The 20587-nt window shown below is 65.1% G+C and carries 23 protein-coding genes and 1 tRNA gene; 6 read left to right on the top strand and 18 right to left on the bottom strand.

Translation table 11 applies throughout. The annotated features are described in order from the left end of the window. Positions 1 to 3 precede the first annotated feature (3 nt). The 6 genes from Q0Q36_RS07625 to Q0Q36_RS07600 form a co-directional block, all read right to left on the bottom strand. Positions 4 to 1164 carry an efflux RND transporter periplasmic adaptor subunit gene (locus tag Q0Q36_RS07625; protein ID WP_293796963.1) on the bottom strand — a complete coding sequence of 387 codons (1161 nt, stop codon included), beginning with the start codon at positions 1162 to 1164 and terminating at the stop codon, positions 4 to 6. A gap of 337 nt (positions 1165 to 1501) precedes the next feature. Further along, entirely contained in the window at positions 1502 to 2734 is a 1233-nt protein-coding gene (locus Q0Q36_RS07620) for an HlyD family secretion protein (protein WP_293796961.1), read from the bottom strand. Then, on the bottom strand, positions 2727 to 3179 hold the full coding sequence (locus Q0Q36_RS07615; RefSeq protein WP_293796959.1) for a hypothetical protein: 453 nt from the start codon (positions 3177 to 3179) through the stop codon (positions 2727 to 2729). Before Q0Q36_RS07615 ends, Q0Q36_RS07620 begins: the two co-directional genes overlap by 8 nt. A 104-nt stretch (positions 3180 to 3283) precedes the next feature. Beyond that, positions 3284 to 3859, bottom strand: coding sequence for a hypothetical protein (locus Q0Q36_RS07610; RefSeq protein ID WP_293796957.1), 576 nt, complete (start codon positions 3857 to 3859; stop codon positions 3284 to 3286). Between the two features lie 172 nt (positions 3860 to 4031). Then, positions 4032 to 4478 (bottom strand): hypothetical protein, encoded by a 447-nt coding sequence (locus Q0Q36_RS07605; protein ID WP_293796955.1) that lies wholly within the window; start codon positions 4476 to 4478, stop codon positions 4032 to 4034. A gap of 30 nt (positions 4479 to 4508) precedes the next feature. Beyond that, entirely contained in the window at positions 4509 to 5750 is a 1242-nt protein-coding gene (locus Q0Q36_RS07600; RefSeq protein WP_293796954.1) for an alpha/beta hydrolase, read from the bottom strand. 406 nt (positions 5751 to 6156) lie between these two features. Between Q0Q36_RS07600 and Q0Q36_RS07595 the strand changes: the two genes are divergently transcribed. Beyond that, entirely contained in the window at positions 6157 to 7335 is a 1179-nt protein-coding gene (locus Q0Q36_RS07595) for a porin (RefSeq protein ID WP_293796952.1), read from the top strand. 157 nt (positions 7336 to 7492) lie between these two features. On the opposite strand, the gene Q0Q36_RS07590 is transcribed toward Q0Q36_RS07595, so the two are convergent. The 8 genes from Q0Q36_RS07590 to Q0Q36_RS07555 form a co-directional block, all read right to left on the bottom strand. After that, entirely contained in the window at positions 7493 to 9115 is a 1623-nt protein-coding gene (locus tag Q0Q36_RS07590) for a B12-binding domain-containing radical SAM protein (RefSeq protein ID WP_293796951.1), read from the bottom strand. A 309-nt stretch (positions 9116 to 9424) separates the two neighbouring features. Beyond that, the gene (locus Q0Q36_RS07585) at positions 9425 to 10210 is read right to left on the bottom strand and encodes an anti-sigma factor (RefSeq protein ID WP_293796949.1); all 786 of its coding nucleotides are present in this window, start codon (positions 10208 to 10210) and stop codon (positions 9425 to 9427) included. An 8-nt stretch (positions 10211 to 10218) separates the two neighbouring features. Further along, entirely contained in the window at positions 10219 to 10779 is a 561-nt protein-coding gene (locus Q0Q36_RS07580) for a sigma-70 family RNA polymerase sigma factor (protein WP_293796947.1), read from the bottom strand. A gap of 8 nt (positions 10780 to 10787) precedes the next feature. Further along, positions 10788 to 11066 carry a cupredoxin family copper-binding protein gene (locus Q0Q36_RS07575; protein WP_293797127.1) on the bottom strand — a complete coding sequence of 93 codons (279 nt, stop codon included), beginning with the start codon at positions 11064 to 11066 and terminating at the stop codon, positions 10788 to 10790. Between the two features lie 95 nt (positions 11067 to 11161). Then, the gene (locus Q0Q36_RS07570) at positions 11162 to 12109 is read right to left on the bottom strand and encodes a metallophosphoesterase (RefSeq protein WP_293796945.1); all 948 of its coding nucleotides are present in this window, start codon (positions 12107 to 12109) and stop codon (positions 11162 to 11164) included. Between the two features lie 87 nt (positions 12110 to 12196). After that, entirely contained in the window at positions 12197 to 12511 is a 315-nt protein-coding gene (locus tag Q0Q36_RS07565) for a hypothetical protein (RefSeq protein WP_293796944.1), read from the bottom strand. Between the two features lie 48 nt (positions 12512 to 12559). Beyond that, positions 12560 to 12636 (bottom strand) — tRNA-Arg (locus Q0Q36_RS07560). 261 nt (positions 12637 to 12897) lie between these two features. After that, a complete protein-coding gene (locus Q0Q36_RS07555) occupies positions 12898 to 13107 on the bottom strand; it encodes a hypothetical protein (protein WP_265056541.1) in 210 nt (69 codons plus the stop codon). A 244-nt stretch (positions 13108 to 13351) separates the two neighbouring features. On the opposite strand from Q0Q36_RS07555, the gene ykgO reads away from it, so the two are divergent. After that, positions 13352 to 13477, top strand: coding sequence for a type B 50S ribosomal protein L36 (ykgO, locus tag Q0Q36_RS07550; protein WP_038363015.1), 126 nt, complete (start codon positions 13352 to 13354; stop codon positions 13475 to 13477). Positions 13478 to 13617: 140 nt separating this feature from the next. Beyond that, positions 13618 to 14271 (top strand): tetratricopeptide repeat protein, encoded by a 654-nt coding sequence (locus tag Q0Q36_RS07545; protein ID WP_293796922.1) that lies wholly within the window; start codon positions 13618 to 13620, stop codon positions 14269 to 14271. 139 nt (positions 14272 to 14410) lie between these two features. On the opposite strand, the gene pyk is transcribed toward Q0Q36_RS07545, so the two are convergent. The 3 genes from pyk to Q0Q36_RS07530 all read right to left on the bottom strand — a co-directional run bounded on the left by pyk (position 14411) and on the right by Q0Q36_RS07530 (position 17745). Then, complete coding sequence (gene pyk, locus Q0Q36_RS07540; RefSeq protein ID WP_293796921.1) at positions 14411 to 15850, bottom strand: pyruvate kinase; 1440 nt, start codon at positions 15848 to 15850, stop codon at positions 14411 to 14413. Between the two features lie 174 nt (positions 15851 to 16024). Then, positions 16025 to 16468 (bottom strand): DUF1036 domain-containing protein, encoded by a 444-nt coding sequence (locus tag Q0Q36_RS07535; protein ID WP_293796920.1) that lies wholly within the window; start codon positions 16466 to 16468, stop codon positions 16025 to 16027. A gap of 2 nt (positions 16469 to 16470) precedes the next feature. Further along, a complete protein-coding gene (locus tag Q0Q36_RS07530; RefSeq protein WP_293797126.1) occupies positions 16471 to 17745 on the bottom strand; it encodes a glycerate kinase in 1275 nt (424 codons plus the stop codon). Positions 17746 to 18026: 281 nt separating this feature from the next. On the opposite strand from Q0Q36_RS07530, the gene Q0Q36_RS07525 reads away from it, so the two are divergent. Further along, on the top strand, positions 18027 to 18269 hold the full coding sequence (locus Q0Q36_RS07525; RefSeq protein ID WP_199092121.1) for a DUF2312 domain-containing protein: 243 nt from the start codon (positions 18027 to 18029) through the stop codon (positions 18267 to 18269). A 119-nt stretch (positions 18270 to 18388) separates the two neighbouring features. On the opposite strand, the gene Q0Q36_RS07520 is transcribed toward Q0Q36_RS07525, so the two are convergent. After that, positions 18389 to 18976 carry a nitroreductase family protein gene (locus Q0Q36_RS07520; RefSeq protein ID WP_293796917.1) on the bottom strand — a complete coding sequence of 196 codons (588 nt, stop codon included), beginning with the start codon at positions 18974 to 18976 and terminating at the stop codon, positions 18389 to 18391. A gap of 184 nt (positions 18977 to 19160) precedes the next feature. Between Q0Q36_RS07520 and Q0Q36_RS07515 the strand changes: the two genes are divergently transcribed. Both Q0Q36_RS07515 and Q0Q36_RS07510 read left to right on the top strand, forming a co-directional pair. Continuing rightward, the gene (locus tag Q0Q36_RS07515; RefSeq protein ID WP_293796915.1) at positions 19161 to 20153 is read left to right on the top strand and encodes a LysR family transcriptional regulator; all 993 of its coding nucleotides are present in this window, start codon (positions 19161 to 19163) and stop codon (positions 20151 to 20153) included. Positions 20154 to 20231: 78 nt separating this feature from the next. Further along, on the top strand, positions 20232 to 20587 hold a 356-nt coding region (locus Q0Q36_RS07510; protein WP_293796913.1), incomplete at its 3' end, for a glutathione S-transferase N-terminal domain-containing protein.

Genomic DNA, 20587 nt, shown 5'->3' with positions numbered 1-20587 from the left:
GGCTCAGCTCCGGCCGGTCGTCAGGGTCACGGGCGAGGCGAGGACCGGCACGCCCGGCCTCAGATTCTGCAGGCCCTGGATGACGATCTGCTCGTTGCCGGCGAGGCCTTGCTCGATCGCGACATAGGAGCCGGCCTCTGCGCCGGCCTTGACCCGCTTCACAACGGCCTTTCCGTCCTCGACGGCGAAGACATAGGAGCCTTGCTGGTCGGCGATCAGCGCCGATTGCGGCACCAGCACCTTCTCCTCGCTCTTGTCGGCCTGGACGCCGACGCGTACCAGCGTGCCGTCAAGGAGCTTGCCGGTCGGGTTGGGCAGGGTGGCGCGCACCAGCACGGTGTCGGTGGAGCGCTCGACCGAGACATCGACGAAATCGACGCGGCCCTTCTGGTCATAGGTCGAGCCGTCGGAGAACTTGAGGGTGACGAGCGGGGCGGTGCCATCCGTCGGCAGCCGGTTCGTCTTGAGCGCCAGGAATTCGCGCTGGCTGACCGGAAAGGTGACATACATCGGGTCATCGCTGACGATCTGCGCCAGCACGCCGCTATCGGGCCCGACGACATTGCCCTTGGTCACTTTGGTGCGGCCGATCCGGCCAGCGATCGGGGCCTTAATCTCGGTATAGCCGAGATTGATCTGGGCGGTCTTCAGGTTTGCGGCGGCGGTGGTCTCGTCACCCTGCGCACCCTTTTCCTCGGCGACGCGCTGGTCGCGGACGGCGGCGGAGCCGGCATTGGTACGCAGCAAATCCTCGGCGCGCTGGCGCTGCACGGTCGCGTTCTGAAGGGCGCCCTGGGCCTTCTCGAGCGCTCCTTGCGCCTGCTCGACAGCCGCCTCGAACGGGTTGCGTTCGATACGGAAGAGCGGAGCCCCTTCAGCGACGGTCGCCCCGTCCTTGAACAGAACCTCTTCGAGATAGCCGGTGACGCGGGCGCGGATGTCGACGCGGTTGACCGCCTCGATGCGCCCGACGAAGTCGGCGGTCTGCGTGATCGCACGCTTCTCGGCCAGCACGGTGCCGACTGGGACGGCCGCGGGCGCAGGCTGCTGGGCGAGGGCGCCCGTTCCGGGGCCGCATGCAAAAGAGGCCGCAAGCAGCCCCAATGCAAGGAGCCGGACCATCGGTTCGGGTTTCGCTCGCACCATCCGAGAAAACTCAGACATTCGATCCCCCTCCACGTCCTGTCGATCGTCCGGCGGGAGCAGGTTATCCCGCGCCCACAGGACTTGATCCTTGGCAGGAGGCGTCATGGTTTCACGACGCTCTTCGACGACGGGCTCAAGCAAAGCCGATTTTTGGGCGCGTGTCATGGGAGTAAAGCTGCGCGGCCGTTTGAGAAGGCTGCGCGCGCAATCGAGCACGGCGCGCAGCTTCAACGCTGCCAGCCCGGCTCGGGCTACTGCGATCTGTGCTCGGAGAGCCTCTGGATCAGCAAGGGGCACGGCCTGAAGCATCGCGGTTTTGGCGACGCTTCAGGCCACCAGCGAAGGTCCGCAGCGCTCAGTGTCCGCTGAAGACCAGGGTCTGGATCGGGAGCACGAGCGCCTGGATGCGGAGCAGCAGGGCATGGACCACGCCCACCGCGTCCACGCCGTGGAGCACGATTTTGCGCGTGGTCGAGAGCTTGCCCGACTGGATCAGCTCGTGATTGCTCGAATAGGCATTGGCGATGCAGATGCTGCCGGGCGTCACCCCGTCCAGGCCGTCGGGGTAGAGTGGTTCCAGGAAGGCCAGCAGCGTGCCGGGCTTCGCCACCTGCTGGATGTCGACGAGCTGGTCGCTGCTCCTGACCTGGCCAGCGGCGATGAAGTCCTGAACGCCCGTCACGACCATGGGAATGACCACCCACGGCTTGGACATGCAGGTCGCTTCCGCGACCATCCCGACCTTGATCACCTGCGCCTCGATCTGCGAGAAGCCCGCCTGCAGCGTCGTCCGCCCGGCCTCCTGCGGAATCAGCACGCCCGCCGGCCGCATGAACGGGTTGACGATATCACCGACGCGCAAGGTGAACTGCTCGACCCGTCCGTCGACGCCCGCCCGCACGACCATCTTGTCGAGATCGATCTGCGCCTGGGCAAGTGCGGCTTCCGCGGTCGCTTTCTCGGCCGGGAGTGCCGTCGCGATTCGGGTCTCGGCCGTCGCCTTCGCCGCAACGGCGCCGGCAACCGCGGCTTCGCGGCCTGCGGCCAGGTTCTGCAGCCGTTCGATTTCGCGCGTCGCGACGGTGCCGCTGTTCCGCTGTTGCAGCTGCTGTTTGGTTTCGAGTTCGTCGAGCGCTTGCTGGTGGGCGCTTTTCGCTTCCAGGATCTTGTTCTCGTCGGCCACGAGCTCGGCGCGGGCGACGACGATCGAAGCGTCGACCTCGGCGATCTTGCGCCGTGCTGCCTCGACGGCAGCTTCCTGCTTGCTGCTGTCCAGGCGGAAGATGACGTCGCCCTTTTTAACCGGGCCGCTGATCCCGACCAGGACCTCCGAGACGCGTCCGTTGGTTTCGGGAATGATGGGGACGGTGCGGAACATCACGGCCGCATTCGTCGTCGAGGGATGGTTGTAGAAGATCACGGTGATCAGGCCGACCGTAAGCATGAGGCAGGTGATGATGCCCCAGCGCAACTCGAACCAGACCGAATAAAACGTGATCTCCTTGCCGAGGCGCTTGCCCTGTCCGTAGCGCCTGAAGAGATAGTCCGGGAGGATCGTCAGCAGCGAGCAGACCAGAATCTCAAGCATGGTGGCTCTCCGTCTGCGAGGGCGCGGGCTTGCCTTCCGTGGTATTCACCGGCGCGCCCGCCGGATCCATTTCGGCGTCGCCGGCGGCGATCTCCCGGGGCTTCATCCCGGCGATGCGCTCAAGCGCATGCGCCATCCTGCCGAACTGGCCCGAGAAATCGGGGATGTCGATCAGGGCCAGAAGCAGGCCGATCACCCAGAACAGGTGGATATGCGTGAACAGGGCAAGCAGCCCGAGCACGGCGACGATCTCGAACTGGAGCTTCTGCGATTTGTGCGCCATGCGCTCCGGCAGGGTGTGCAGGCGCAGGAAGAGCAGGCCGGCGCCCAGCACCGCGCCGATGAGGGTGGCGGCCGCGACCACCGTCAAGATGTCCGTCTCTCCAGGCGCCGTTATGAAGCTCGGGAGATGATGTGGTGCCAGGGGGTGAAGGTCTGCTGCCATAGGTCGGCTCCAGTATCGAACGACATGTCAGGCTGTGCAGCGGCTCGCTCTGTCCGCGGGAAGATCCAGAACCGCCGATCTTCGCGCGGACAGAGCCGGCGTGATCAGAGTTTCTGGATGTAGACGGCTTCCGAGAAGGTCAGTTCGACCAGGTCGCCACGTCCAAAATGCTGGAGATCACGCCTGAGCGCAGGCTCTAGGACATGCAGATTCCGTGGTCCCGCCGGCCCGACATAGCTGACGATATTGGTCTCCGGATCGAAGCGCTCGAATTTGGCTGTCAATGTCAGGGAACGCGCGACGAACTTCTCCGGCAGGTTCTGGAAGGGCGCGCCGGCGACAGTTTCGGTATAGGTGATGCTTGGCTTGGCTCCCCTCTTGGCACGCCGGGCGCTCAGCGCGACACCTTCGATACGGCTGATCGAGAGCTTGTCGCCGGCATGGATGTTCCGGAGGTCGCCGAAAGCGGGCGGGACCAGGACATCCCAGACGAAGCGTCCCTGGCGGACTGTTACGAAGTGCTCTTCCGGTGCAACGGCGACGATCTCGACATTGATCTGTTCGATATCGACAGGGCCGACACCAGCGACGACGACCGTCTGGCTCGTGACGACCGGTGCGCACGCGGCGCTGCCGAGTGCCAGCATGACGGCAATGGCCCAACTGCTAAATTTTGGCATTGAACTCCTCCTGTCTAATGCTCCGATGAAACCTGGTTGTAAGGGGGCTCGGCAGGCTGTCTTTTCGAGCTCAGGCTGCTGGCTTCGCATTCTGCGTGGAGAAACAGTCTCCGACGATCCGCCGCAAACCGGGGCCGCACTGTCTCAGAGGACAATGGAGACCGGTCCTCGGCTATTTGAATCCGATCAGGACGCCGTCTGCGCCCAGCGAGAGCTGGAGTCCCTGGCGCCTTGCAGTCAGCTTCATCGTCACGCCCTTGGCATTGCGCAGCCAGAACCTGCCCCGACCGGCATCGCCGACGGCCCAGCCTTCGCGGATCTGGGCGTAGGCTCCGGCAAAGTCCTCGAGCCGGGTCAGGCCATAGACCGTGCCGTTGGCCGTCACGCGTGAGGCGCCGATACCGCCGAAGCCGAGCCCTCCGACCGTGATGCCGTAGGAATGCCCGCGATAGGTCAGCTTGCCCCCGCCGGCTGCGCCCGACCCGATGAAAGCGACCTGGACCTGCTGGATGCGGACCGTGCCGGTCGGCGGACCGAGTTTGGAATCCTGCGCCAAGACCGGGACAGCAATCAGCGTCAGCAGAGCAGCGATGAAGGTGGAGAACTTGAAGGTCGTCATCGTTTTCCTCCCTATGCCAGCGGTCTTGTTTCACTCGGCTGTGGCCGCATCCCCTGCATCGCGCAGCGAGCGGCCGAGTTCTTCCGTGTTGTCCGCGAGATTGCGCCTCGTGTTGGGATCGACGATCGCGATCGGCGCCGAAACCGCGAGGCTTGCGGCCGTCCCGACGGCGCTGGCGGTCCCGGCCGTTACCTGTATGAGGCGGTCACCGAGCCCGACATGCGAGTCGGTGATCGGTTGGCCTTCGATCAACCGTGAGCCGATCAGCTGCACGACCTCCGGGCTCTCCGCGAACTTGCCGTGATTGAGCTTGTCGCCGGTGCGCAGCTTCGAGAGGTTGAGGACTGCGATATTCGCTGCGGCGAGCTGTGTCCGGTAAGGCTCCGCGTCCGGGTCGATGGCGCCGAGCCGCGCCGTGCTGCCCCAGACGCGGCGCGACACCGCCAGCGCCTTGTCGTCCTGCGACACGAAGACGGTGAAGCGCGGCCGCTTGCCTTCCATATCCGCGATCTGGCTGCGGAAGACGTCGACGTCGACATCGGGCGCCGCGAGCATCACATTGGCGATCTTCGCAGGGATCCGGCCGTTGCGGATCGCCATCTGGCGCAAAGCTTCGAGCGTCACCCAATTCCCCATCGAATGGGCGAGGATCGAGACCTCGCCGACGGACGGATCCCGCGCCAGGCCCTGAAACAGGTTTTCGAGCGCGCTGCGGGAATAATTGCCGCTCTCGCGATCGTAGCCATAGGCGAAGACCGACCCGCGCGAAGGCCAGGTGAACAGCACCGGCACGGCGTTGGCGCGTGAATCATGGGCGATCTGGGCAAAACGATAGACCGCATCCTCGAAGCGGTTGTTGAAGCCATGGATGAAGACCAGGACGCGCCGCTTCGGCGTGCGCTGAACCATCTTGTGGAAACGGGTCAGCGCTTCGGCCTTGTCGATCCTGTCGACCTTCAGCGTCACGAAATCCGTCTCGGGATTGCCGGGAAGCCGGCTCGGCCACTGCACTTCGCCGACCTTGCGCGCCGAGTCCGGCGGCATCGAGACCGTGATCTCGGCAAAGGATGGGGTGCCGCGCTCGCCGGAGAACAGGATGCCGCGGTCCTGATCGGCCGCGCGCGTCGTCGCGACCAGCATGGTGACCTTGCTGGCGCCGGGCGCCGATGCGGACACCGGCACGAGCGTGCCACGAACATCGCCCGCACAGCCGGCAAGTGCAGATGCCAGGAGGAGCGCCCCTGCATGACGTAGGGTTCGTCGAAGCCGCATGGATCGAAAACCTGGCCCGAGCCATCAAGACGCTATGGATGCCAGCATATCGCCCAATGCGGCACTTGTCTCTAAGGACAATAGGCCGTGCGGACGCAATTCGTCGGGCTGAGCGCCGCAGCGGAAGACGTCCCATTGACAAGCGAGTCATCGCTCGTTCAGGCTCATGATCCCGCGTCGGCTCGATGGTTCTGGAGCAGGATCGGCGCTCGACAATCTGCCGCTGTGCGAGGCTGCGGACGCCATGACCACCGGGAAACGCATCGCGCACGACCAGGATGATGCATCGTCCGTTTCGTCGCCGGTCCCGCTTTCGACCCTGAGTATGCGCGATACGGCCGCGCTGATCGCCATCTGTGCGGCTATGCTCGCTGGCGCTTCCGCGCAAGCAACCAGCAAGCCCCCCTTGTTCCTGCGCAGTTGCACTATCGCTCCGCCGGAACCGACACCGCTCTTTACGTTACCGGCGGCTTCGAACGCGGTCGCAGCGGGTGACGATGATGCCGAGAGCGAAGGCGAGGACGAAGATGAGAGCGACGACAGCCCCCGCGGCTTCGTCTCGCCAGGCACCGGCACCTGCATAGCCGTTTCCGGCACGGTCAATGCCGGGATCCAGCACGATGGCTACAAGGCGAACGCGCTGGCACGGGCGACGGGACTGGTGCCGCAGAGCGCCGCCAGCTTCCCGCTGAGCTCCACCGTCCGGATCGAGACCGGACAGACGCTCGCCGACGGCCGCTATCTGGCGAGCGCCTTCGAGTTTTCAGTGGATACCGCCGGTGCAGACAGCAGCGAGCTGACGATCGGCGAAGCCAGCGTCACGTTCGGAGCATTCGTCTTCGGGCTCGCAGGCTCGCGCTTCGACTTCTGGACCGGCGACGACTTTGCCTTCATCGGTCGAATTCCGAGCCGGACCGTCGGGCTGATCGGCTACGAACGGCAGTTGACCGAACAGCTCAGTCTTTCCCTTTCCGCTGAAGATGTCGCGGTCGACAGGCGCACCGTGGTGCCGAGAGCGGGAAGCAGCTACCCCGACGGGGTCGTGCGCCTTCTCTATGAGCAGGACGGATTGACGCTGCATGGCGCTGCCGCCGTGCGGGACGTGCCGAGCGCCGGCGGTTCGCACCGCGTCGGCCGGGCGGCCATCCTTGGCGCGACCTGGGAGAAGACGCTTCTCGATCGGCCGTTGACACTGACCGCCCAGATCGCCGGTGCCGTGGACGCTGCGCCCTATCTCGGTTCGCGGCTCGATCAGCGCACCGCCTTCTCGGTCCTGACCGGTGATCTGACCACACGCGGCTGGTCTGGCGTCGTCGCGATCGGGCGCGAATGGACGGATGAATGGTCGAGCAACGCCTATGTCAGCCGCTACCGGCTTTCGATCCCGAATCCTTCCGGGCTGGCAGGGCGAATCCAGATCGACCGCGTGGCTGCGAATCTCGTCTGGGCGCCGGTCGATGGGCTGCGCCTCGGCCTTGAAGGCTCGCTCGCCTGGCAAAAGCTCGACCTTGCCGGGAACGCGCGCGCGGCAAGCCTCTCCGGCCGGCAAAGCTCGGCGCAGCTCTTCGTGGAGCGAACGTTCTAGGTTCTGAACCTATGAAGGTTGCGAGGTTCGGGGGGCGGCTTCAAACCTTCGTGAAGAAGCTTTGAATGGGCGCCACCTGCTGAGGGCAGTGGAATGGCGGCTCATCGAGCCGCTTCTGCTCAACACGCTGCGCGGCCAGTTGCAGCGTCGCGTGCACTCAGCCGGCTGCTGCCGTTCTTGGCATGGCGCCCACGGGGCGCAGGGCCGGCGAAGCCTTGGGCAGATTGTCGATCTGCCTCTGAACCTGGGCAACGACATGCCGGGAAAACGGCCCGAGATGGAGATAGAGCGCCACCATCATCATCACATAGGGCAGTGCCTGGCGGTTATGTGCGAGGCAGTCGACCACCGTCTTCCAGAACTCGCGGCGCACGCCTCCTTTCGCCAGCGACATGCGCCAGATCAGGCGCCAGGACGATTGCAATTCCTGCCATTCCATCGGTTTCGGCAGTTCCAGTCGGCGATTGCTGCAATCGAGCATGCGGCCGACCCGTCGAACACGACCGAAGAATGCGCGAGGGGCGTAGACCGCATCCAGCACCGCTCGGTAATCCTCAAGGATGGCGCGGCGTGGGCGGCTGGTCATGAAGTTGAGGCCGGCCGTGCACTGATCGCCCAGGCCTTGCGTATGATCGGCGTCGCTGGGAACGGACAGGCGGCCCTCCCGGTCCAGGCGCCGTGTCAACTGGGTGTTGGGCAGCGCATAGAGAAGGCCGACCATGCAAACCGGGATCGCCGTATCCTCGATGCAGTCGATCATGCCGCGCGCAACACTGCCCTTCTCGCTGTCGAAGCCCAGAATGAAGCCGGCATTCACGAACAGACCGGCCCTGTAGATCCGGTGGACGCTCTCCTGAAGGCTGCGGCACGTGTTCTGCTTCTTCTGCGTCGAGATCAGCGTGTCGGTATCCGGGCTCTCGATCCCGACGAAGATCGTGAAGAAATTGGCCTGGCTCATCGCCTGCATCAGGGCGGCGTCATCGGCGAGGTTGATCGAGGCCTCGGTCGAGAATTCGAAGGGAAAGTCCTTCTCCCTGATCCAGTGCGTGAGGGCGGGCAGGAACTGCTTGAGCGCCTTCTTGTTGCCGATGAGGTTGTCGTCGACGAAATCGACGTGGCCGCGATATCCGAGCGTGTAGAGGGTCTCCAGCTCCGTCAAAATCTGCGCATTCGTCTTGGTGCGTGGCACGCGGCCATAGAGCTCGATAATGTCGCAAAATTCGCAATTGAACGGACAACCACGTGAAAACTGGACGCCGACATGCAGGTAATGCGCGAATATCAGGAGGTCGAAACGCGGCGTCGGACTCTTGGTGACATCGGTCTTGCCCATCTCTGAACGGAAGACGCCGCTCCTCGTCCCGGCCTGCCAGGCCTCGACGAAGTCAGCCATGATCTCCTCGGCTTCGCCCAACACCAGAAAATCTGCGGCTTCGTAGATCTCGGGCGTCGACGTCGCGTCGGGGCCGCCGACCACGACCGGCTTCCCTTTCGAGCGACACTGCGCGATTACCGCGAGCGTTCCGTCCTGCTGCGGCAGCATGCCCCCGGTCATGACGAGATCCGCCCAGGCGAAATTCTGCTCGTCCAACTCTTCCGCATTCAGATCGACGAGCCGGATCTCCCAGGATTCAGGAAGCAGCGCGGCCACGGTGATCAAGCCGAGCGGCGCTGCGGGATGGCGTGCTCCGGCCAATTCGCAGGTCGCCTTGTAATTCCAGAAGGAATTCGGGTTGAACCGAGGATAGATCATCAGCACGCGGCAGCGGTCGGTCGACATGTCATCTTCCCTGTTTGTGCTGAGGGAGCGGCAGGCGATGAAGGGTTCGAGTAAGGTCCGAGATTGCAGCCATAACAATGTAACCCTTTCAGGGCCTGTCGCCCCGGAAGGGATTGGTTTTCGCTATGCCGCGCAAAGCCGATGCCGGTATTCGGAAATGCGATTGTCCCAATACAACAAGGCGCTAGCCGAATTTCGCTGTCCTTTGGTAATCTCCAAAGAAGTGGCGATACGACATAATTTGGGGGAAGATTCGCTGGTGGCTGCGACGATTTCCGCGCACCTTTCAGGCAACCCTGAGGATCGAACTCATCCCGCCGCGGCAGCTTCCCGGAAGCGGCTGACGAAATCTTCGAGCGTGGCGCGATCCGTGTCCGAGATCGCCCAATAAGCGAATGCGCCGTCGGTCCAGCGGACCAGGGAAAAACCGCCGGCGGAACGCTCGGCTACAGTCGGTTTCGAGGCGGTTCCGCCGTCCTGTGGTGTGGCCACGAGGGTGATCAGATGCTCGCGGTGCTTGTAGACGAGAGCCGGAATCGGCTTGTCCGCGATCACCTCGACACGGCCGCCCAGGAGCGCAAAGCCGTCCTTCGCGAGGTCGGGCGCTGCGGGCGACAGGCCGATGCGGGCGTCGAGCCAGGGCTTGACCGTGTGCCGATCCGACGAGGCGACATCGACCGGACTTGTGGCGAGCAGGCTGCGGCGATGGCTGCTGGCGACGGCGGCGGCGAAGCTGTCCGGTGTGTTGCGTGTCATCGTCCATTGGGTCAGCCCGCTCGCCAGGACCGCGGTGACGAGGATCGAGGCCGCCATCGCGCGCCAGAGGGACGAGCTGAAGCGGGGACGAGCCGGCGGTGCTTCGCGAGGGCCGATGCCCAGTGCAACGATGCGAGCCTGAAAGGCGTCGCTGAGTTCGGGGCGAGGCAGGCTGCGAACGGCGGCTTGCAAGGCGGCGATGCGAGCGTGCTCGGCCGCGAGCGACGGATCATCCGCCAGTCGCCGTTCCAAAGCCAAGGTCGTGGCGGCATCGAGTTCGCCATCGACCAGGGCATGAAGCAGCAACTGGAGATCGGCCGGGTCCGATGGCAATTCCATGCTTTCTCTCATCGGGTACCCCCGAGTTCAGCCATCAGCAGCCCTCGCGCCCGCGACAGCCGCGACATCACGGTGCCTAGCGGCACATGGAGCATCGCTGCGATCTCCCGGTAGCCGAGGCCATTGACATCCCTGAGCACGAGAACCTCGCGAAACGGGTGCGGCAGTCGCGTGATCGCGCTTTCGAGCGCGGCCGCGTCCGCCTTGGCAATCAAGGCCGCCTCCGGCGTGCCGGCATCCGTGTCGGCCTTGGCGGCGAACGCGTCGAGATCGGCCAGGTCGCCGACGGCGACGATGCGGCGTGGGTGGTTTCGCGCGAGCCAGGCATAGGAGGCGTTGCGGACGATCGTCAGCAGCCAGGCGCGCGCATTGCCGCCCGCATAGGTTGCCAGTCCCTTATGCGCCTTCAGGCACGCCTCCTGCACCACGTCCTCGGCGTCATCGGCATTGCCCGTCAACCAGCGGGCGAGCGCCAGGGCATCGGAGAGATGGGGGAGAACCACCTCGCTGAAGCGTTCCGCCGAGACCTTACCGGTCAACACCGCGACATCATCCGCTTCTCCGGGCACGACGCATCTCACGGAGTGACGGTGATGGTACCCTGCATATGCGGATGAAGCGCGCAGAAATAGGGAAAATCACCCGATTTCGTGAAGGTGAAGACATATGAATCCCCGGTGTCGAGCGCTTTGGACCGAAACGATCCGTCATTCGCCACGACAACATGGGGAATGTCGTCGTCATTCTCGAATGTCACGGTCGTCCCCGCCTTCACGGTGAGCACCTTGGGGGCAAAGGTGAAGTTGTCGATCTTGACGCGCGCGGTATCCGCGGCCCCGAGAGGGGCCTGTGCCATGACGATGATGCCGAGGCAGACGAGGGCGGAGGCAAGCCAGCGAGGGCTGAGGTTGATGCGGATCATGGCAGGCATCCTTCTATGCGCCGCGTGGCTCAGGTTCCAGAAAGCGTGCTGTCGATGATCGCGAGCTCCTCCTTGCCTCGCTTCACGGCGATCTGGGTGATGCCGAGAAGCGAGCGCAGCTGGCCGGCCGGTACGGTCATCGGTCCCGGCGAAGGCGCGGTACCGGGTGCGGGCTGCGGGAAGGCGGTCGAAAGGGCGGTGTGGAAGGTGACGTTGCCCTCCACCTTCTGCATGATCTGGTGGATATGGCCGTTGAGTACGGTGACCGAGCCGAAGCGCTTGAGCAGCGCGAGCGCCTGCGCCGCATCGTCGGTGCCCCAGCCCCATTCCGGGTAGATCGCCCAAAGCGGAATATGGGCAAAGACGACGATTGGCGTCGAGGCGCTGACAGCCTTGAGGTCGTCGGCCAGCCAGGCGAGCTGATCTGCCCCGAGATTGCCGAGGCCGCCGGCCTTGAGATTGACGACATTGACCAGGCCGATGAAATGCACGCCGTTCTGGTCGAAAGAGTACCAGCCGGCACCTTTGGTGCCCGCGCCGTAGCGATCGAGATAGGCGCGCCCATTGTTCTCGTCGATGATGTCGTGCTCTCCGGGCACATAGTGCACGTCGAATCGAGCGCCGCCGATGATCTGCGCGGCAGTGTCGAATTGCGCTGCCGTGGACAGATGGGTGATGTCCCCGGTGTGGATCATGAAGGAGGGCTTTTCGGGCAAGGCCCGAACCTTCGCGATGGCTTCCTTCAAGGTGTCGATGGCGTGCGGGTTAGCTGCCTTGTCGAAACCGATATGGCTGTCCGAGATCTGCAGGAACGTGAAACCTGTCGCCGTCTCAGCTGCGTTGGCCTCACCGAGGAGGCCGAGCGATACCGGCACACCACTTGAAACCGTCCAAAGCACGCCGGTACCCGCCCAGATCATGCATTCGAGGGCGTGCCGACGGTCGATGCGCTCATCATCATTACTGGGGTGGTGCATGTCGATCTCCTGCGTTGCCGCCAGTGGCAGATGCTGAGGAGACCGGGGGAGCGGTGGGTTTATTCCCGCCCCTGCCGCATCACATGTTCACAGAGGCGTGAGGACGCGCGCTTTGCTTTCTGTCATGCCATTACCGCGTTCCAGAGGGGCGCTTCCGGGCGTTGCGCCAGCTTCCGCTTCTGACGCGTCGGGTTCACCCTGCGCGCCCTGCGCTGCGCCCGCGGCGCCAAACCGGCGACCGCAGGTGCCGGCGATGCCGAGATCGTGGTCCTGATTAGGTACGCCGCCGAGGAGGCGAAGGTCTGCCGCGAGCAAGCGGAACGCCGCGGCCTTGCCGACAACGGTCAACCGAAGATGGGCAACGTCATCGACATCCGCGCTAAGCGGAAATCCCAGAACCAAGCGTGAATTTGAAGCTGTAAACCGGGCTCTCTGGAAAGAGCTAAGTAATGGCGCGCCCGAAAGGATTCGAACCTCTGACCCTCAGATTCGTAGTCTGATGCTCTATCCAGCTGAGCTACGGGCGCGTCTCAGAGCGTCATGACGCGTTGCGTCCGGCCTGATGACGGGGGAGATAGCCGGTCCGTTTCGTCTTGGCAACCCTCAAAATCGCGAAGTCATGGAATTGTTGTGATCGGTCTCCAGACGGGTTCTGACCGGTTGGCGCTGGCCAGCTCGGATGGCCGTGCCGGCCAGGTGTCGTCATTCGTTTGTATGTCGGTCATGCGGCGAGGGGCGTCCGTGGGGAAGCGCATGAACGCCGGCCCACGGCACGCAGGCGATACCGCTCAGCGCGTCGCGTTGCGCGTTGCGCGCACGACGGAGGGGCCGGAGACGGCACCGGCTGCGCCGCCCACGACCGCGCCTACGGGGCCCGCTACCACTGCGCCGGTACCGGCGCCGACGGCGGCACCGCCAATGCGCTGTTCAACAGTGTTGCCGCAGGCGCCGAGCATCAGCGTGACGGCGAAGAGCGAGGTGAGAAGGGGCAGGCGCATGGATGGTCTCCGTGTGGGCGAATGTCCAAACGCCATTCTGTCGTCCAGGTTCCAAGGGAGGGAAAGCGGATTTCCTGCGGGCGGGAGCGCGATCGCACTTGCGATCCACGGAAAAATCCGTATACAGCCGGCATCGCATCAGTCGCACCATTGCATGGGCGGGGAGGATCGTTGAGGTCCGCGTCGCAGGCTGAAGGTTTTTGACCGGCCCATCTCACACGGGCGGGCCGATGGAGTTGAGACGATGAAGATCCGTAATTCGCTGAAGTCGCTGCGTGCGCGCCATCGCGACAACCAGCTCGTGCGCCGCAAGGGCCGCGTCTATATCATCAACAAGGTCCAGAAGCGCTTCAAGGCGCGTCAGGGCTGAGCCTTCGCGTGGCTTCCGCCGCGCGAATGTCTCGGTTGGGATTTTGAAGAGCGGGACGCCGATGGCGTGCCCGCTCTTTGCGTTGCGCGCTCGCCCGGCTGTGATTTGACGGAGCGATGATGCCGGCTAGAGTTGCGCGCATGATCCGCTCCCGCATCGCGCCCGCCGCCTTCGCGTTGCTGCTGGCCTCCGCCGGCCAGCTTGCCGTGGGCGGGGCGCTGGCCCAGCCCGCGCCGCCGTCACGGCCGGGCACTGTCGCCCCCGATGACAAGGCGGATAATCCCGTCGCCCCCAATGCAGCGCAGCGCAGCCCGGCGGCGACGCTGGAGCGGCTGTTCCAGCGCCTGCACGATGCCACCACGCAGGAAGAGGCCGAAGGCGTCGCGCGATTGATCCAGCGGCGCTGGGCCCGCTCGGGCTCCGATACGGCGGACCTGCTGATGACCCGCGCCCAGCAGGCGCTGAAGGACAAGCAGAACGAGCTTGCAATCGAGCTCCTCGACCGTGTCATCAGCCTGCAGCCGGACTGGGCGGAGGCCTGGAACCAGCGTGCCAACGCGCTCTATCTGGCGGGCGATTCGATCCGCTCCATGCTCGATATCGGCGAGACGCTGAAGCGGGAGCCGCGCCATTACGGCGCGATGATGGGGCTGGGCATGATCCTGCGCCAGCAGGGTGACGACAAGGCCGCGATGACGGCCTTCCGCAAGGCGCTGGAGATTTATCCGCAGTTCGATGCGGTGAAGAAGGCTGTCGATTCGCTGAAGATCGAGGTCGACGGGCGGGACGCCTGAGCGCCCGAAATCCCATTCGTCATGCTCGAGTTTGACCCGAATATCCCATGCCGGAAGAGCACTCGCTCCTGAATGGGACTTCTCCTGAACGTCATTCTCGGGTTTGCGCTATGCTCCGCCCGAGAATGACGTTCCGGTTTCACGCCTTCTCGACATGCTCCTGGGCGATGAAGGCGATGCGGACCATGTTGGTCGCGCCGGGCGTTCCGAAGGGCACGCCTGCCACCACGATGACTCGATCGCCGAGCTTGGCGTAGTGCTCGCGCACTGCGAATTTGCAGGCGCGGAAGGCCATGTCGTCGGCGTCGCTGGCATCCTTGGTGACGATCGCGTGCACGCCCCAGACCAGGGTCAGGCGTCGCGCCGTGGCACGGTTGGGCGTCAGTGCGATCACCGTCGCGTTCGGCCGCTCGCGTGCGATGCGGAAGGCGGTCGAGCCCGAGGACGTCCAAGCGCAGATCGCCTTGAGGTTCAGGGTCTCGGAGATCTCGTGAGCGGCCTTGGCGATGGCGTCGGCGCCGGTCGCCTCCGGTTCGTTGCGCTGCGATTCGAGGATCGAGCGATAGATTGCGTCGTTTTCGACCTCCTCGGCGATGCGGTTCATCATCGCCACCGCCTCGACCGGGTATTGGCCGGCCGCGCTCTCGGCCGAGAGCATCACGGCATCCGCACCCTCGAACACGGCGGTGGCGACGTCGGAGACCTCGGCGCGTGTCGGCACCGGGCTCGTGATCATGCTCTCCAGCATCTGGGTCGCGACCACGACCGGCTTGCCCTTGAGGCGGGCCATGCGGGTCAGGCGCTTCTGCGTGCCCGGCACCTGTTCCAGAGGCATCTCGACGCCGAGATCGCCACGCGCCACCATGATCGCGTCGGAGGCGTCGATAATCTCCTCCATCCGCAGGACCGCTTGTGGCTTTTCGATCTTGGCGAGGGCCAGCGCCCGGCCACGGACGATCTTGCGCAGCTCGGCCATATCCTCGGGGCGCTGCACGAAGGACAGTGCAATCCAGTCGACGCCGACCTCGGCCGCGACCTCGGCATCGGCGCGGTCCTTCTCGGTCATGGCGGAGACGGCGATGGTGGTGTGCGGGAGACTCACGCCCTTGCGCGAGGACAGGCGTCCGCCGACCAGAACCTTGGTCACCGCCTGCTCGGGTGAAGCCTTCTCGACCACGAGGCGCAGCTTACCGTCGTCGAGGATGAGGTGGTGGCCCGGCTCTAGGGCACTCAGGATTTCGGGATGAGGGAGGTGGACGCGCTTGGCATCGCCCGGCGCAGGGTCGGAATCGAGCGTAAATCGCGCGCCCTTTTCCAGCATGACGCCGCCGTCGCCGCCGAACTGGCCGACGCGCAGCTTCGGGCCCTGCAGGTCGGCGAGGATCCCGACCGGGCGGCGGAACTTGCCTTCCAGGCCGCGCAGCATCGCGACCTTCTCGGAAAGCGTCTCGCGCTGGGTATGGCTCATATTGATGCGGAAGACGTCGACGCCGGCTTCGAACAGTTTCGCGCACATCTCCTCGGTCGAGGAGGCGGGACCCAAAGTGGCGATGATCTTGATCCGGCGTTCGCGCTTCATCGTTCTTCCCCTGCGATCCGCAAGCCTGTTTGGCTCCGGCCGCACCCTTTCATTCGTCATGGAGCGAGCTTTGGCCCATCGCCGGGGTCTCGCTTCCGGTTCTTGTCCGCAGGGCCGGCTGACCCTGCGTCGGTGATCCACCTTATGCCGAGATCCTCGCACGGCGTAAGCGGGTCAGGGCCGCGGCGCGCCGCCGCCGGTGGTATCGGTGAGCTGGATCGTCCAGCTCTTCTGCTCGCCGGTATCGACCTCGAAGAAGCCGGCGCGGTCATAGCCGCGTGCCAGGCAATCCTCGATGCCCCGGATCGTGAATTCCTTGTTGCGCACGCACATGACCGATTTGCCGGTCCATTCGCCGCCTTTGTCGTAATCGACGGCGTGGACGTAGTAGAATCGCGCTGCCAGCGTGCCGCGCAGAAGCGTCTCGCAGCCGCGCGGGCTGATGTTCCACCAGCCCTCGGTGATCCAGCCCTGCGCGTCGCGATAGCCGATCGAGACCCCGATGCGGCTTGAGGTGGTGTTGCACATGCGCAAATCCGCCTTCGCCGGCGCCACGCTTCCGAGGAAGGCTGCCGCGCAAAAGGCGAGGGGGAGGACCGTTCGAGTAGAGCCCGGCATTCTCACGGTTCGATCAGGATCACGCGGCAATCGTTGACATTGGTCAGCGTCGGTCCCGGCTGCAGCAAATCGCCGAGCGCTTCGAAGAAGCCGGTCGAATCGTTGTCGGCGAGGGATCGGGCAGGATCAAGGCCGATCTCGGCGGCGCGAGCCAAAGTCTGGGGATCGACCAGGGCGCCGGCTGGATCGGTGGCCTCTCCGCCGCCCCCATCGGTGCCGTCGGTATCGCCTGCGAGCGCGACAACCCCTGGTTCACCGGCAAGCGTGATGGCGAGCGCCAGCGCATATTCCTGATTGGGGCCGCCACGGCCGGAGCCGCGCAGGGTCACGGTGAGTTCGCCGCCGGAGAGGATGGCGGCGCGCTTGCCTTCGCGCTTCAGGCGCCTGGCGAGATCCGCATGGGCGGCGGCCACCTCGCGCGCCTCGCCTTCGAGATCGGCGCCGAGATCGTGCACGGCATAGCCCGCGGCTTCCGCCGCGGCGCGCGCCGCCGCCAGCGCGTCGGCGGGACGGGCGATGATCCGATATTCAGTATTGGCGAAGGCGGGGTGACCGGGCTTCGGCGTCTCGTTTGCTGGATCGTCCAGCAGGGCGCGAGCCGCCGGCGGCAGGTCGAGGCCATAGCACGCGACGATGGCGCGGGCCTCTTCCGTCGTGCTGGGGTCGGCTACAGTCGGGCCGGAGGCGATCGCGGTCGGGTCGTCGCCGGGCACGTCGGAGATCGCGAGCGTCAGCAATCGCGCCGGGGCGGCGACCAGTGCCAACCTGCCGCCCTTGATCCGCGAGAGCCGCTTGCGGACGATGTTCATCTCGCCGATCGGCGCGCCGGAACGCAGCAGCGCCTTGTTGACCGCCTGTTTCTCGGCCAACGCAAGCCCGCCGGCCGGCGCGACCCAATTGGCCGAGCCGCCGCCCGAGAGGAGGACGAGCACGAGGTCGTTCGCTGTGGCGGAGGCTGCGAGCGCCAGCGCTCGCTCGGCGCTGTCGATGCTGCCCTGGTCAGGCACGGGATGGCCGGCCGCGACCATCGGGATGTGCCGGGTCGGCGCGGTGTAACCGTGGCGGGCGACGGCATGGCCGAGGAGACGTTCGGGCGGAAAACCCTGGTCGAGATAATGCGCCTCGGCCAGCGCGGTCATGCTGCCGGCGGCTTTGCCGGCGGCGAGCAGGATCAGGCGCCCGTCGGCGGGCGGCGCGGGCAGGTACCGAGGGAGGCAGCCGGCGGGATGGGCGCGGGCGACGGCGGCGTCGAAGATGGCGCGGGCGGTGGCGCGCATCGTGGCGATTTCAGATTGCGGCACGCCGCTCCCCTGGTCTTGGCCGCCCTGCGGCGCTCTCCCTGTCATCGTTGTAGGGTGGCTTGGGCCCGGCGTCATCTGCCGTCTGGTAATCTAGTCATACTTTTTGCGACGATTCAGCGGCCGGCGAGGCCGGGCATTCAGCCGTGCGGCGTCAGGACTGTTGATGGGCGGCCGGGCTCCGGCCAGTTCGGTCTTGACGTGTGCCCCCCATCCGGGCGAACGCTGCCGGCCAATTTCGTACCCGGGAAGGTTATCAGATGGACGATCCGGTAGCTGGCGACCAGCTTAAGAGCATCGTTGAGCGCATCGAGCGGCTCGAGGAAGAGAAGAAGACGATCGCCGACGACATCAAGGAGGTCTATGCCGAGGCCAAGGGCAACGGCTACGACGTCAAGGTGCTGCGCAAGGTCGTGGCGCTGCGCAAGCGCGATCTCGACGAGCGTAAGGAAGAGGAAGCGATCCTCGACCTGTATCTCCAGGCTGTGGGTGAGACGGCGTAAGCCGCTTTCCACGCAGGCATAAAAAAGCCCCGCATCGGTTTCCCGATGTGGGGCTTTTCGTTGGAAGGTGACTCAGGCGTCGTCTCAGAAGCCTCACGCCGAGCGCTTACTTGTCTCGGTCAGCTATGGGTGCGGAAGCGGACTTCGTCGTCGATGAAGGTCTTGTCCGAGAAGCCGGCCTCGTTGGAGCCGAACGGCATCTGGGCGGTGAGCTTCCAGGATGCCGGAATGCTCCATGCCTTGCCGGCTTCCGCGTCGACGAGCGGGTGGTAGTGCTGAAGGCTGGCGCCGATCCCGGCATCGGCCAGAGCGGTCCACACAGCCAGTTGCGCCATGCCGGTCGAATGCTCGGACCAGATCGGGAAATTGTGTGCATAGAGCGGGAAATTGGTCTGGAGTGCCTGTACCGGCTCCTGATCCTCGTAGAACAACACGGTTCCGGCGCCGCTCGCGAAGCTGTCGATCTTCTTGGCCGTCGGTTCGAAATCGGCCGCTGGGACCACAGCCCGAAGTGCCTCCTTGGTGATGTTCCAGAACTTGTCGCTCTCCTTGCCGAACAGGATGACCGCGCGGGAGCTCTGCGAGTTGAAGCTGGAAGGCGAAAGGCGGATCGCTTCGCGGATCAGGCCGTCCACCTGAGCTTGGGATAGCGGCAGCGCCTTGCCGAGAGCGTATTGCGTGCGGCGCTTCTTGAGTTTGTCGAGCATGGCTTCCTCGTCCGTGAATGCGCGTCGCCCGGCAGGTCAATGTGACGGGTGGGTTTCCAAACCCAGACCGAAAATCCTGCCGGCGAAAACAGGATTGAACTTCGATGGGGAAGAGGTAGCGGTTCACTTCCCGCATCAGAACCCTCATAATCAGAACCAGACTGTTGCTGCGGGAGGAACGCCGATGGCAGAGCTCGACGATATCCGGAGCTTCATCGCCGTGGTCGAGGCGGGCGGTTTCGGCCGGGCGGCGGAGACGCTCGGTCTGGCGAAATCGATCGTCAGCCGACGGGTGAGCCGGCTCGAGGAAGAACTCGGCACGCGCCTGCTCAGCCGCACGACACGCGGCGTCGCCGCGACCGAGGCCGGGCTCGAGTTCAAGGCGCGCAGCGAGCGCATCCTGGCGGAGCTCGAGGAGGCGCGGGAGGCGGTGGCGCAGCGGGCCGGCGGCGTTGCCGGGCGGTTGCGGCTCGCCATGCCGATGACCTTCGGCAACAAGCATGTGGCGCCATTGCTTGGCGAGCTCGCGCAGCTCTATCCCCGTCTCGAAATCGACGTGCAGGCGAGCGACCGCTATGTCGACCTGATCGGCGAGCGCTTCGACGCCGCAATCCGCATCGGCTCGCTCAAGGATTCCAGCCTGATCGCCCGGAAGATCGCGCCGGTCCATGCCACGGTCGTCGGCAGCCCCGCCTATCTCGAGCGGCGCGGGCGCCCGGCGATCCCTGCCGATCTCAACGACCATGATTGCCTGCTCTATAGCGGCACCAACGATCAGGACTGGGTGTTCCGCACAGGCAAGCGCTGGATCACGGTGCGGCCGCCCGGGCGCATGCATTCGGACAGCGGCGACACGCTGCTGTCCTGGGCCGTGGCGGGGCTGGGGCTGACCGTGCTGCCGACCTTCATCGCTTCGGATGCGATCCGTTCCGGCGCGGTCGTGCCGATCCTGCTGGACTACCCGATGCCGACGCGCGCGCTCTATGTCGTGCGCCCGCCCGGCGCCTATGTGCCCGGCAAGGTCCGGGTGCTGATCGACCTCCTGGTCGAACGTTTCGGCGGCACGCCCTATTGGGACCCCTGCCAGATGGAGGCGCATAGTCGGGGCCTCAAGCTCGATGAACCGTTGAGCGAACAGCTCACGCCCGTCGCTAGCCCCGCGCATCAAGCGGCGTGATCTAGCGCATCACGCGAATTCGCGTGGCTTTGCCGTGACGGTTCGGCACTCTGCCGCCGCGTTGAAACGGAGGTCGCGATGCTGCTCGTCGGAATGCTGGATAGCCCCTATGTCCGCCGCGCGGCGATCACGGGAACCTTGCTGGAGGTGCCGTTCGAGCATCGCTCGGTCTCGGTCTTCCGGCATATGGAGGAATTCCGGGCGATCAACCCGCTGATCAAGGCGCCGACGCTGGTCACGGACGACGGCATCGCCATCAGCGAATCCTTGCTGATCATCCAGCATTTCGAGGATGTCGCAGGCCGCTCTCTGCGCCCTCTGGAAGGCGTGGCGCGCCGGCGCGACCTGGCGCTGACCGGTATCGGCATCGTCGCCGCCGACTGTCTGCCGTCAGCGCTCTTGAGACAGTTTAGGGGTTTTCGGGAAGGGAGGAT

It is taken from the genome of uncultured Allobosea sp. (genome assembly GCF_945957345.1).
GTDB lineage: Bacteria > Pseudomonadota > Alphaproteobacteria > Rhizobiales > Beijerinckiaceae > Allobosea.
This window is presented reverse-complemented; position numbering and strand designations above follow the sequence as displayed.

Coding starts and splice junctions, on each gene's coding strand:
- Q0Q36_RS07515 (WP_293796915.1), top strand. CDS start 19,161: ATGGCAGAGCTCGACGATATCCGGAGCTTCATCGCCGTGGTCGAGGCG.
- Q0Q36_RS07600 (WP_293796954.1), bottom strand. CDS start 5,750: ATGCGGCTTCGACGAACCCTACGTCATGCAGGGGCGCTCCTCCTGGCA.
- Q0Q36_RS07535 (WP_293796920.1), bottom strand. CDS start 16,468: ATGCCGGGCTCTACTCGAACGGTCCTCCCCCTCGCCTTTTGCGCGGCA.
- Q0Q36_RS07605 (WP_293796955.1), bottom strand. CDS start 4,478: ATGACGACCTTCAAGTTCTCCACCTTCATCGCTGCTCTGCTGACGCTG.
- Q0Q36_RS07555 (WP_265056541.1), bottom strand. CDS start 13,107: ATGCGCCTGCCCCTTCTCACCTCGCTCTTCGCCGTCACGCTGATGCTC.
- Q0Q36_RS07620 (WP_293796961.1), bottom strand. CDS start 2,734: ATGCTTGAGATTCTGGTCTGCTCGCTGCTGACGATCCTCCCGGACTAT.
- Q0Q36_RS07570 (WP_293796945.1), bottom strand. CDS start 12,109: ATGCACCACCCCAGTAATGATGATGAGCGCATCGACCGTCGGCACGCC.
- Q0Q36_RS07610 (WP_293796957.1), bottom strand. CDS start 3,859: ATGCCAAAATTTAGCAGTTGGGCCATTGCCGTCATGCTGGCACTCGGC.
- Q0Q36_RS07625 (WP_293796963.1), bottom strand. CDS start 1,164: ATGTCTGAGTTTTCTCGGATGGTGCGAGCGAAACCCGAACCGATGGTC.
- Q0Q36_RS07525 (WP_199092121.1), top strand. CDS start 18,027: ATGGACGATCCGGTAGCTGGCGACCAGCTTAAGAGCATCGTTGAGCGC.
- Q0Q36_RS07585 (WP_293796949.1), bottom strand. CDS start 10,210: ATGGAATTGCCATCGGACCCGGCCGATCTCCAGTTGCTGCTTCATGCC.
- Q0Q36_RS07575 (WP_293797127.1), bottom strand. CDS start 11,066: ATGGCACAGGCCCCTCTCGGGGCCGCGGATACCGCGCGCGTCAAGATC.
- Q0Q36_RS07590 (WP_293796951.1), bottom strand. CDS start 9,115: ATGTCGACCGACCGCTGCCGCGTGCTGATGATCTATCCTCGGTTCAAC.
- Q0Q36_RS07545 (WP_293796922.1), top strand. CDS start 13,618: ATGATCCGCTCCCGCATCGCGCCCGCCGCCTTCGCGTTGCTGCTGGCC.
- ykgO (WP_038363015.1), top strand. CDS start 13,352: ATGAAGATCCGTAATTCGCTGAAGTCGCTGCGTGCGCGCCATCGCGAC.
- Q0Q36_RS07615 (WP_293796959.1), bottom strand. CDS start 3,179: ATGGCAGCAGACCTTCACCCCCTGGCACCACATCATCTCCCGAGCTTC.
- pyk (WP_293796921.1), bottom strand. CDS start 15,850: ATGAAGCGCGAACGCCGGATCAAGATCATCGCCACTTTGGGTCCCGCC.
- Q0Q36_RS07520 (WP_293796917.1), bottom strand. CDS start 18,976: ATGCTCGACAAACTCAAGAAGCGCCGCACGCAATACGCTCTCGGCAAG.
- Q0Q36_RS07530 (WP_293797126.1), bottom strand. CDS start 17,745: ATGCGCGCCACCGCCCGCGCCATCTTCGACGCCGCCGTCGCCCGCGCC.